Annotated in this window: 11 protein-coding genes; 10 read left to right on the plus strand and 1 reads right to left on the minus strand. The window is 38.1% G+C overall.

Translation table 11 applies throughout. The features are described 5' to 3' along the window. Window positions 1-100 precede the first annotated feature (100 nt). Window positions 101-847 carry a gamma-glutamyl-gamma-aminobutyrate hydrolase family protein gene (locus tag Q5794_RS09590; RefSeq protein ID WP_214987800.1) on the minus strand — a complete coding sequence of 249 codons (747 nt, stop codon included), beginning with the start codon at window positions 845-847 and terminating at the stop codon, window positions 101-103. 290 nt (window positions 848-1137) lie between these two features. Between Q5794_RS09590 and Q5794_RS09595 the strand changes: the two genes are divergently transcribed. The 10 genes from Q5794_RS09595 to Q5794_RS09640 all read left to right on the plus strand — a co-directional run bounded on the left by Q5794_RS09595 (window position 1138) and on the right by Q5794_RS09640 (window position 11499). Then, on the plus strand, window positions 1138-2676 hold the full coding sequence (locus tag Q5794_RS09595) for an ABC transporter substrate-binding protein (protein ID WP_374989020.1): 1539 nt from the start codon (window positions 1138-1140) through the stop codon (window positions 2674-2676). Between the two features lie 59 nt (window positions 2677-2735). Continuing rightward, a complete protein-coding gene (locus Q5794_RS09600) occupies window positions 2736-3689 on the plus strand; it encodes an ABC transporter permease (protein ID WP_013082737.1) in 954 nt (317 codons plus the stop codon). 101 nt (window positions 3690-3790) lie between these two features. Continuing rightward, a complete protein-coding gene (locus Q5794_RS09605) occupies window positions 3791-4606 on the plus strand; it encodes an ABC transporter permease (RefSeq protein WP_374989021.1) in 816 nt (271 codons plus the stop codon). Next, complete coding sequence (locus Q5794_RS09610) at window positions 4603-5601, plus strand: ABC transporter ATP-binding protein (protein WP_192997700.1); 999 nt, start codon at window positions 4603-4605, stop codon at window positions 5599-5601. The genes Q5794_RS09605 and Q5794_RS09610 overlap by 4 nt, the downstream gene beginning before the upstream one ends. Further along, on the plus strand, window positions 5594-6583 hold the full coding sequence (locus Q5794_RS09615) for an ABC transporter ATP-binding protein (protein WP_268576351.1): 990 nt from the start codon (window positions 5594-5596) through the stop codon (window positions 6581-6583). Before Q5794_RS09610 ends, Q5794_RS09615 begins: the two co-directional genes overlap by 8 nt. 232 nt (window positions 6584-6815) lie before the next feature. Beyond that, window positions 6816-7850: a hypothetical protein gene (locus tag Q5794_RS09620; protein WP_374989022.1), complete on the plus strand. Its 1035-nt coding sequence runs from the start codon at window positions 6816-6818 to the stop codon at window positions 7848-7850. A gap of 290 nt (window positions 7851-8140) precedes the next feature. Beyond that, a complete protein-coding gene (gene ybaK, locus Q5794_RS09625) occupies window positions 8141-8623 on the plus strand; it encodes a Cys-tRNA(Pro) deacylase (RefSeq protein WP_192997702.1) in 483 nt (160 codons plus the stop codon). A 176-nt stretch (window positions 8624-8799) separates the two neighbouring features. Continuing rightward, a complete protein-coding gene (locus Q5794_RS09630; RefSeq protein ID WP_374989023.1) occupies window positions 8800-9084 on the plus strand; it encodes a DUF5316 family protein in 285 nt (94 codons plus the stop codon). A gap of 88 nt (window positions 9085-9172) precedes the next feature. Continuing rightward, window positions 9173-9583 carry a GNAT family N-acetyltransferase gene (locus Q5794_RS09635; protein ID WP_214987814.1) on the plus strand — a complete coding sequence of 137 codons (411 nt, stop codon included), beginning with the start codon at window positions 9173-9175 and terminating at the stop codon, window positions 9581-9583. Between the two features lie 578 nt (window positions 9584-10161). After that, window positions 10162-11499 (plus strand): MFS transporter, encoded by a 1338-nt coding sequence (locus tag Q5794_RS09640; RefSeq protein ID WP_192997704.1) that lies wholly within the window; start codon window positions 10162-10164, stop codon window positions 11497-11499. The last annotated feature ends 291 nt before the right edge of the window (window positions 11500-11790 follow it).

Consider the following 11790-nt stretch of genomic DNA (forward strand, 5'->3'; position numbering starts at 1 on the left):
AATTTGTTTAAATTCCTATGCGTATCTTCAGGTAATACAAAAAGGCAGGCCATTATAACGGCCTGCCTTTTTTGTATTGGTGACGCAGTAGATTGAAACGTCAAATGCTGACTTTTTTTACAGCCGACTGCTGCACATGCTCCATAAACAGTTTAAACAAGTTTAGCATTGAAGTATGTTCTTTTGCCATCATTTCTGGATGCCACTGGACGCCGACTACAAATTGTTCTCCTTGTTTTTCAATGGCTTCAATGACTCCATCTTTTGCCCACGCGGAAACTTCAAAACCTGGCGCTACGTCTTTAATAGCTTGGTGGTGAAATGAATTAATAAGAGCTTGATTACCGTAAAGTTCATGCAGGCGTGTTCCGTCTTTAATCATGATGGAATGAGAAGGGTCGCTTGTATTGTTGTATTGATCATGTTTGATAAATGACTCTTTAATGTCTGACATGTCTTGATGAAGAGTGCCTCCGTAAGCAACGTTTAAAATTTGTAAGCCGCGGCAAATTGCTAATACCGGCTTTCCTTGATCGATCACATGCTTTAACAATAGCTGTTCAGACTGATCTCGTGCTAAAAAAGGTGAACCCGTTTTGGTTGTCGGTTCTTCTCCGTATAAAAGGGGGTTAACGTCTTGGCCACCTGATAAAATCAACCCGTCTATACTTTCTGCCTGCGCTTTAATCATTTCTTCGTCTTTTAGCACTGGCAAGATAAAAGGAACTCCGCCGCTGAGCGCTGTTGATTCGATATAGTCGTTATTCACATACGCTCGCTTATAGCCTGGAAAGCGTCCTCCTTGATCCACAATAATGCTTCCTGATATACCAATTAAAAATCCCACTGTTGTTTTCTCCTTTTTGTTAAATTACCATTTCTTGAGATGTTCTTTCTTTTTTACTGCGTTGATAAAGTGTGTTCAATCGCTTGCTTTATAAGAAATAAATGGTTCTTTTGTTCAACTATTATACATATATACCCTATTTATTTAATAGAAAATGGTATAATAGCCTCTGTATGTTAAAAATACTAATTGCCAAAGGTAGAAGGTAGTGCTACAATTGTTCACATTCCTACTATTCTTCTTATTATAGTCGGATTAAAATTTTATACAAGGAAATAGGAGTGATTTTAGTGAAAAGGACTTATTTACTTTTCATTTCTCTTTTAACCATTGTCCTCATGGTAGCAGGGTGCAGTGGTAACGCAAGTAAAAATTCTTCAAGTGAAAAAGAAGGAAAAGAAGGCGGAATGCTAAACGTCGCGTCTCAAAGTGAGCCAGCAACGCTGGATGCTCAAATCACTGGGGACTCCGACGTGAAAGATGCAACGCGCAGTATCTATGAAGGGTTAATGATTTTAGACGACAAAGGAAATCCTAAGCCTGACTTAGCGTCTAAAGTAGATATTAGCGATGATAAAAAAACATACACGTTCCAGTTAAGAAAAGGGATTAAATTCCATAACGGCGAAGAAATGACTGCAGATGATGTTGTCGCTTCTATTAACCGATGGATTAAGCTATCATCCCTTGGGAAAACAAACTTCTCTGGTGCTGAAATGACAAAAACCGGTGATTATACGGTGGAGCTTCACTTACCATCACCAAATGTAAACACGCTATCTTTATTAGCTGATCCAATCCCTGCAGCAGCTATTTTACCAAAAGAAGTGGTTGACAATGCATCTGATGAAGGGATCAAAGACTACATAGGAACAGGTCCATATAAAGTAAAAGAATGGAAGAAAAATCAATATCTTTTATTAGAGAAATTTAAAGATTATTCTTCGAAAGGCCGCGAAGTTAAGAAAACTCCTCACGTCGATGAAATTAAGATTAGTTTCGTAAGCGATGAGTCAACTAGGATTTCTGGTATTACAACCGGACAATTTGACGTTGCGCTATCTGTATCAAGCGATAATGCCAAACAAGTTGAAGGCAGTCAAAATGCAAAAGTAGAAACATCACCAGGCGGATTTATGGGACTTTTCTACAACACAGATAAAGGCGTCTTCAAAGATATCAATGCACGAAAAGCAGTTAACGCAGCTCTTAACTCAAAAGACATTTTAGACAGTTCTTACGGAAGCTCAGATTATTACAAGCTTTCTTCATCCATTGTGAACAAAGAGTATCCAAACTACTACAGTACAGCTGGAAAAGAAGAATACAACCAGCATGACAAGAAAAAAGCAAAAGAATATTTGAAGAAATCTGGTTATAACGGGGAAGAAATTCGTTTAATGGCGTCTCGTGATTACCAAGATCAATACAATACAGCTGTTGTGGTTCAACAAGAGTTAAAAGACATTGGTATGAATGTAAAACTCGAAGTATACGACTGGGCGACATTCAGCGATAAAATGAGTGATACAAGCCAATGGGACATCTATCCTGTTGACTGGAATGCTCGTTCTACCATCTTCCAAGGATTCTGGACTACAAAAGGGACATCAGTTGAAAAATCAATGGACTACTTAAACAAAATTAAAGCTGCTCCTTCTGTTAAAGAAGCTCGCGGTGACATTGATGCAATTCAGCAATACGTATGGGACGAGCTTCCGTTTACGCTTATTGGTCATAAAGTGAACATCAATGCCGTTTCTAACAATGCAAAAGGCTATGAGTATAATTTAGGTCCAATTTTCTACAATATGAGTTTAACAAAATAATATCTTATTATTCTAATAAACAGAGAGCTTATGCTCTCTGTTTTAGAAAGGAGTTTACGATGGGAGCTTATACACTTAAGAGACTTTTTGCACTAATTCCTGTTTTATTCATTGTATCTATTGTTGTGTTTTTAATTACGCGCTTAACGCCTGGGAGTCCTGCAGCGATCATTTTAGGACAAGGCGCAAGTCCAGAACAAATTGCAGCGCTGAGCAAGGAAATGGGATTGGATGAGCCCGTGGTCAATCAATACTTTATCTGGCTATCTAACATTTTTCACGGAGATTTTGGCTATTCCTACTTTTTAAATAAACCTGTGCTCGGGGCAATTTGGGATAACGTAGGTCCTACGGTTTCTCTAGCTATACTCGCGCAAATTTTTGGCGTGGCGTTTGCTTTACTATTTGGTATATATGCAGCTAAACACAAAGGAACGATTCGTGATGAAAGCATTATGGGAGCCAGCCTTTTAGGTATTTCCATTCCTAGCTTTCTTCTCGGTTCATTCCTTATTTTGCTTTTTGCGGTACAGCTTCGAATTTTTCCTGTTTCAGGATACGTTCCGTTAAATGCTGGATTATTTGAGTATTTAAAGTACTTAGTTTTACCAACGATTACGCTTGGAGCTATTCAAGCTGCATTAATTACGCGTATGACGCGTTCATCTTTACTCGATACCATTTCTGAGAACTTTGTTAAAACGGCAAAAGCAAAAGGATTAAATGAACGCACAATTATGCTTAAGCATACGCTGCGCGTGAGTTTTTTACCGATTTTAACAGTTATCGGAGAATCATTTGCGGGGCTTGTGACCGGAGCGGCGGTAACAGAATCATTATTTAACATCCCGGGGTTAGGTCAGCTGATTGTTTCATCAATTGAACGCCGTGATTACGCGCTTATTCAAGGAGCCGTACTTTTAATTACGGTTGCTTATGTGGTCATCAATTTAGTTGTTGATTTGCTGTATGCCGTGATCGATCCGCGTGTACGCAATTCTTATCATGATTAAAGGAGGGTGATGAATGTGAACGCACAACAAAATACAGAGACCATTTCAGTAACTGCAAAGAAAAAAGAAACCCAGCAGCAGCGCGCTTTTTCTCAAATCGTTTGCTAGTAAGAGGAGCGATACTTATTTTATTATCTATTTTGATTGCTGTTTTTGCTCCGCTCATTTCTCCTTTTGGCAGCTTACAAATCGACCCTGCAAATCGATTAGCACCGCCGTCTAGCACGCACTGGTTTGGAACGGATAACTTTGGACGAGATGTATTTAGCCGGACAATGTACGGCGTCAGAATATCATTAATGATTGGAGCTGCAGTAACGATTGTTGCTACTGTACTTGGTTTAATCGTTGGACTTTTATCTTCTTATTATAAAATTCTTGATTATATCTTAATGAGAATTTGTGACGGCTTGTTTGCTTTTCCATCTATTTTACTAGCAATTGCCATCATGTCTGCTTTAGGACCTAAAACAAGCAACGTTATTATCGCACTGAGCCTTGTATTTATTCCTTCGATTGCGAGAATTGTTCGTTCAGCTGCGCTTGTTGTAAAAGAAAAAACGTTTATTGAAGCGCTAAAAGCTCAAGGAGCAAGCTCACTTCGAATCATTTGTTTTCATATGGCACCAAACGTCTTATCGCCTTTAATCGTTCAAGTAACATACGTGTTTGCCGTAACGATTTTAACTGAGGCTTCGCTAAGCTTTTTAGGAGCCGGGATTCCTGCGCCGACACCGAGCTTAGGAAATATGCTGTATGACGGAAAGCTTGCGATTTACAACGCGTGGTGGATGACCGTGTTTCCGGGTGTATTCATCATTTTAATTGTACTTGGCCTTAATTTATTTGGTGACGGTCTGCGCGACTGGCTAAATCCGAAAAACTTAATGCTGAAGAAAAGGAGGAAAAAACGTTGAGTAACGCCCTTTTAAAATTAGAAGACTTACAAGTAACTTTTACAACGTATAGCGGAGAAGTAACAGCTGTTGACAATGTATCTCTTCAATTAAATAAAGGAGAAGTATTAGGCATTGTGGGTGAATCTGGATCAGGAAAAAGCGTAACGTCCGAATCTATTCTTCAGCTATTGGATGAAGACTTAACAAGCTACGACGGCAAGATTTTGTTTGAAGGAAAAAACTTATTAGACATGACTTCAAAGCAAATTCAAAAGCTAAGAGGAAACGAAATCTCAATGATTTTCCAAGATCCAATGTCGTCATTAAATCCCGTTATGCCAATTGGAAAACAAATTGCTGAAGTGATTCGTCTGCATCAGAAAGTCTCCAAAAAAGAAGCACAAAAGAAAGTCGTAGAGCTTTTGAGACTAACCGGCATTCCGTCTCCAGAACAGCGAGCAAAAGAGTATCCGCATGAAATTTCCGGCGGAATGAGGCAGCGCATTATGATTGCGATGGCTTTAGCCTGTGAGCCAAAGCTTCTCATTGCCGATGAGCCAACAACGGCTTTAGACGTAACCATTCAAGCGCAAATCCTTGATCTTATGATGGACTTAAAAGACAAGCTCAATATGGGCGTGCTTTTCATCACCCATGATTTAGGAGTTGTGGCTAATATTTGTACAAAAGTAGCCGTGATGTATTTGGGTCAAGTGATGGAAGAAACGGACGTTAAAACGCTGTTTTCAAAACCACTTCATCCTTATACAATGGGCTTAATTAAGTCGGTTCCTCACTTAGATGGAGATAGAACAAAAGAGCTTTCATCCATTCCAGGAACGGTTCCGCCGCTTTCAAACGTGCCAGACGGCTGTCGTTTTGCTCCAAGATGCCCATTTGCAACGGAAAAATGCCATAAAGAAGTACCTGTTTTAGAGCATGCCGATGATACGCATCGCATTCGATGCTGGCACTATGAAAAAATTCAAGAAGGAGAGGTTGCGTATGTCTAGTGAAGCAAAGCATCAAAGCGCCAAGCCCTTGCTTGAAGTTCGCAACCTGCAAAAATATTATCCGGTTCGTTCTGCTTTAGGGAAAGCAAAAGGCCAAATCAAAGCAGTTCAAGATTTATCCTTTGATATTTATGAAGGTGAAACGTATGGATTAGTAGGTGAATCTGGCTGCGGGAAAAGTACAGCGGGGCGCACGCTTTTAAAATTAGTAGAACCAACGGGCGGAGAAGCACGGTTTAATGGAGAAAGTATTTTCGAATCTAAAGCCTCACGCTTGCGAACAATTCGTAAAGATTTGCAAATGATTTTCCAAGATCCGCATACTTCTCTTAATCCAAGGAAAAAAATTGGTGCTTCCATTCAAGAAACATTAACGATTCATAATGTAGGGGCAAAAAGTGAACGAAAGCAGCTTGTCATTGAGTTGTTAAAAAAGCTTGGGTTTAACGAAGAAGATTACAACCGCTATCCGCACGAATTTTCAGGCGGTCAGCGCCAGCGTATAGGGATTGCGCGTTCATTAATTTTAAATCCAAAGCTTATCATTTGTGATGAGCCGGTTTCAGCGCTGGACGTATCTATTCAAGCACAAATCTTAAACTTGCTGCGCAGTTTGCAAAGAGAAATGAAGCTTTCGTATCTCTTTATCTCCCACGATTTAAGCGTCGTAAGACATATTGCAGATCGCGTTGGCGTGATGTATTTAGGAAGATTAGTAGAAGAAGGGCCAACAGATGAGATTTTTTCAAATCCTCGTCATCCTTATACAAAACTTCTTTTATCTTCTGTCCCGGCAATTCACGAACATGAAAAACGCGAAAAAATTGAGGTTAAAGGTGAAATTCCTTCTCCTCTTAATCCACCTTCAGGCTGTGCGTTTCATAAAAGATGCCCGTTCGCATTCGACCGCTGCATGAAAGAAACACCTGAAGATACAGTGATTGACAGTAAGCATAAAGTAAAATGTCATCTTTATAGTTAAGATGAAAAGCTGTAGCGATATAGAAAACAAACGTATGGATGCACCAGCACAATTGAATAAATAGAAATAAAAAAGTCACTAGTGCCTCTAGTGGCTTTTTTTTCTGTGAAAACAGCGGGGTCTAAGGATGGTGAAAAGTTATTATTTAGCATATTAAATTCATTTTTATATAAAAAACGAATATTTTAATGATAATATAGTTCTATAAATATACATAAAAAGGGGTTTTTAGATGAAAAAGGAATCTTTTGTTTTGGGAATTTCATTACTGTTATGTGTAGGTAGCTTAACCGGGTGTGGTTTTTTAGGTGAAAAGGAAGCCGCTACAAGCAGTCAAGAAACCAAGGAGAACGCAACAAAGAAAAACGTAGAAGCAAAAGAAGAAAGTAACGAAGCAATCAAGAAAAAAGAGCCAAAAGACAATGCTACAGAAGAGTCGGATAAAGAACCAAATAAAGTCACAGAAAAAGAGAAAGACTCCTCAAAACCAGGGAATAAACAGAAAGAAGATTCTACGAAAGCAGCAGATAAAACTGAATCAGCACCTAGTCAAGTTGACTGGGGTAGCACGTGGAGCAGAAATATTGATACAGACCCCGCTGGAATAGATATTACTAATTTAAAAGGCGACACGTTTAAGTTCAAATTAAACGCAAATCATTTTGACAACCCAGAAGATGTTAGTACGGGAATTGTGAGCGCAGGGGATGTGGAAGGAACTGAAAAGATTAAAGGAAATGTCGCTACTCAAATAACGGATGATATAGACGGTGGTTGTATGATTACGATGACTAACTATACAAGTTATATAAAAGTTGATTATCAGCCAAGCTGTACCAGTTCTGGTGGAGGAATAGGCGTTTACTATGATGGAAAATATCAAAAAGGAAGTATGTCGGAAACACCTCAGATAAAAGCAAAAAGAACAGATGATACTACATCAACAGAGGGGTCACAAGAAAATCCGCAAGGTAGCGAAGAATCGGCTACTGAAGAAGCACCAGCCCAGGATACGCAAACATTACTGACTCACGAACAAGCGGAAGAGTTAGTTAGAAAACAACAAGGTTATTCTATTAATGATCCGGTACACATTGTTGTTTATGACCACGATGATGAGGATGGGAATTATGTTATCCACGATCTTGAAGATGTAAAAGATGACCCTAATACACCTTACAGCGAAGCGCACGAAGCCACATATGGATGGTACTCAGTGAATCCTAAAACAGGTGAAATTATTGATTTACTTAATGATGCATACTAAATGATGCATACTAAATGATAAATAAGCCAAGAAGTGTAGCTTGCTTCTTGGCTTATTTTTTGTATTTATGTAATTATGGCATTTATTCCACAAGCTATTCCTTGGATAAAGCCTTTCTTTTAGAACAGAAATTTTTGCGACACAGGGAAGGACGATATTTAAAAAAGTTTATTGCCTTATCGCAAATGATTGTATCACAATAAAAGATATGAATAATCCTTACTAACCTACCTATCCTAATATATGGAGATACGAAAACAAAACGTGTTATGATGGTATCGGTGATAATTATGGGTAAAAAAGCAGATAAAACGAATGTCATGCGAATTTTAGATCAGAAAAAAATTGAGTACAACTATTATTCTTATGACACTAAAAAGCTGAGTGGGGTACAGGTAGCTACTTCGCTCGGAGAGGACCTTTCTAAAGTCTTTAAGACACTGGTGACCGTCGGGAAATCAAAAGAACATTATGTCTTCATGGTACCGGTTGAAAAGGAGCTTGATTTAAAGAAAGCGGCAAAAGCAGCTGGTGAAAAGTCTTTGGAAATGATTCCTCAAAAAGAACTGTTACCTCTTACAGGATATGTTCACGGCGGGTGTTCTCCTATCGGAATGAAAAAGCAGTTCGAAACCTTCATTGACTCTACAGCAGAAAACTGTGAAACGATTTACTTTTCAGGTGGACGTGTAGGTCACCAGATACAGTTAACATTAAGTGACTTATCAAAAGTAATTCGCATAGGTTCGGCAGACATCACAAAAGGTAGTTGAAATGCAGTTCCCTTGAGCGAAACGCACTCAGACATGAGCGTTTCGCTTTTTTAGCTGTCTTAATTGCTGTCTTTTTACCTGTTAGAATAACAAAAACCAAAAGTAAAAATATAGAAAAATGATATTATATAGTTAATGTTTGGGAACTTTATGAAAAGACTAGGAGGGAAACAAAAATGATTAAATCAATTATTGGAGGGTTCATTTTATCTTTTGTTCTTTTATTGGCATGTACAATAGCTAACGTAAATTTAGAAACAGTCTTTTTGGCAGTGTTCATTATACTAGTAGGGCTAGCCATTATTATATCTGGAGAAGCTGTAAGTGGCGATCGGATGAGAGCCAATCTGGCCACCGAATCAAAAACGGACAAGAAGTGGAGAATTACAAATTCTATAAACCTTATGTTAGCTGCGACTCCAGTTCTCGGGGTATTTCTTCTCATTCATTATTTTATATAGTTATTTTCTCTCTTATAAGGGCAAACAGCAAGATCCCTAAGAAACAAACTAATTATTAATAAGGTAATAGGGGGAAAGAGGCCCTAGTATGAAAGAAATCAATTCACCTGAGGTAAGTCCGTCCATAAAAAAACTGTTATCTTATGCAACTTTAGAAGAGAAGGTTGATGAAGAATATGAAAAATACGTTTGTTTGCAAAGTCGGAAATTATACAGTATGGAAGTAAACGAAGAAACCGTTAGTTGTATAGGAGTTGAATTTCTTAACTCCAAAGAAGCTGTTATAAAACATATAGCTGTTTTACCAAGAGAAAGAGGTAGAGGAACAGGAAGCAGCATGATTAATTTTCTTTGTAAGAAACATGATATACATTCGGTTTTTGCTGAGACAGATAAAGAGGCAGTAAACTTTTATTCTAAGTTTGGTTTCCAAACAACAAGCTTAGGTGAAAAATATCTCGGGATAGAACGCTTTTTGTGTGAATTTAAAATCAAATGAGTCAAATTAAGGTCGCCGATGCAACAAAATTATAGAGCATCTATGGCTGTATATATAATAGGGGATAACATTAAAATTCGATAATTATCTTAAATTTAGGTTAGAGCTTAGTACAAGTTATGTTTATTCTACATATTATGTAAATGTAAGCAGCTTACACTCACAAGTTGAAAAGAGTATTTTCTTAACCATGTTCTCACTTAAAGAACATGGCTTTTTTTCTGTTTGTCATATAAATTAGAAAGCCGAACTTTGTAAAATTTTTGTATAAATAATTAGAAAATATTATATTTTCTAATAAATCGATAGTACAATATATAAATAGAAGGGAGGATTAACACTACATATGTAATAGACAGCAACCGCTTTTAAAACCGCTTATTTTGTTATCTATAGATGATATTGAAATGAATTATCCAACCTTTTTTAAGCGCTCTCATTATATAAGTAATTGGTTGAACAGGTTTTATAGAAAGCAATACAATCTAGCTGTTTAAAAAGATTTGCTGGTAAATTATTTACTACTTCATGTTACAGGAGAACCAACATTAAACACTCAAAGAAAAGAGGGATCAATCATGGCTCATACCAGTGAAGCTGCAAACAACAGGCGTATTACAAGTAATATTTTCAAAGGATCTGTTGGGAATTTAATTGAATGGTACGATTGGTACGTTTACTCTGCTTTTGCCGTCTATTTTTCATCGCAATTCTTCCCGGAAGGTGATTCAACAAGTCAGCTGCTTAACACAGCTGCAATCTTTGCCGTCGGTTTCTTGATGCGTCCAATCGGTAGTTTATTAATGGGACGCTACGCGGATCGATATGGTCGCCGGGCTGCACTTACCTTGTCTATTACAATTATGGCGAGCGGTTCTTTTATTATTGCTTGTACTCCTAGCTATGGCACCATAGGATTATTATCTCCTATTATTCTAGTACTAGCGCGTTTGCTGCAAGGAATCTCCTTAGGAGGAGAATACGGAACGTCTGCAACTTACCTTTCTGAAATGGCAAGCAGCGGGCGAAGAGGATTTTATTCAAGCTTTCAGTATGTGACGCTTGTTGCTGGTCAGCTGGTGGCATTAGGTGTTCAAATTATTCTGCAAAACGTTCTTAGTGAAGCAGATATGATTTCATGGGGCTGGCGTATTCCCTTTGTCATTGGAGCCATCGGAGCGCTAAGCGTTTTATGGCTGCGCCGTACAATGGATGAGTCAGAGCAATTTTCTAAAATGGACTCTGAAAGTCGTGAAAATGCCGGAACTATTAAAGCACTTATGAAGCATCCTAAAGCAGTGTTGACCGTTATTGGCTTAACATTAGGAGGAACGGTCGCTTTTTATACGTACACGACGTATTTGCAAAAATTCATGGTAAACAGTGTAGGGCTAGATAAAGGAGTCGTAAGCTGGATTAACTTCTGTGCGCTGCTTGTATTTGTTGTCATTCAGCCAATAGCAGGTATGCTATCGGATAAAATTGGACGCAGACCTTTGTTAATGAGCTTTGGTATTTTGGGAACATTGCTGACTGTACCCCTGTTTCTTTTTATGAAACAAGCACATAACCCAGTCATGGCCTTTTTATTAATGACAGTTGGACTTATCATTGTAACAGGTTATACATCTATTAACGCTATTGTAAAAGCTGAGCTTTTTCCAACAGAGATTCGAGCTCTTGGTGTAGGGTTACCATACGGACTTACAGTTGCCATATTTGGAGGTACTGCAGAATTTATTGCCCTATGGTTAAAAAGTATCGGCCATGAATCACTTTTCTTTTTCTATGTAGCAGGATGTATTGCCATCAGCTTTCTTGTTTATTGGCGTATGGGAGAGTCCTCTAAAGATTCATACATAGAATCTGAGCTCAAGACAGATGACAAAGTACCCCCTAATAACATCAGTCTTTAATTTTAGTTAAAGAAATAATCGTTTGATAACATAAAAAAGGACTGGCTTTTTATAGTCAGTCCTTTTTTTATATTCTTAAAAAATATTTGTTTTGTAGTCGGCTCAGAATATGGAAAGATAGGATCTTTCAAGCTAAATTCACGCGTGCCTTCTTCGATAAGACCAACTGTTTTATCGCTATCGTAAAGGGCTAGCCTTACTAAGCTATCCGTGCTGTACAACTTTTTTCTGTAGTAGGATTTTTGTCTATTATTTGGTGGTAATAAGGGCTTGAATGATCTCATTCAAGTA

This window comes from Priestia megaterium, from assembly GCF_041941685.1.
GTDB classification, from domain to species: domain Bacteria; phylum Bacillota; class Bacilli; order Bacillales; family Bacillaceae_H; genus Priestia; species Priestia megaterium_C.